The sequence below is a fragment of the Variovorax sp. Soil_C_17 genome, assembly GCF_057657265.1.
Genome location: NZ_JBDGIT010000080.1, coordinates 1 through 218 on the forward strand (window position 1 = coordinate 1; position 218 = coordinate 218).

1 protein-coding gene is annotated in these 218 nt (G+C 56.9%); it reads right to left on the reverse strand.

The features are described 5' to 3' along the window. The coding region (locus AC3A6Y_RS35125) for a leucine zipper domain-containing protein (protein ID WP_487872808.1) at positions 1 to 133 on the reverse strand (133 nt) is incomplete at its 3' end. Positions 134 to 218: the final 85 nt, after the last annotated feature.

Here is a 218-nt window from a genome sequence, read left to right on the forward strand (position 1 = left end):
TGAGCCACTTGCGCGCAGTGCGCGGGCTGATGCCTGCCGCCTCGGCGGCAAGCATCAGCCCCATTCCTGCGATGCGTCCGACAAGCAACTTGCGACCTTCCAATGTCAATCTGGCATTCTTATGGCTGTTCATCCGGTGGGATTCCTCTGCGATCCTGAAGCGTGGTAACTCCAGTTTCCCAGACCCATCCGGGTGAACAACCTATTGAAACATCACA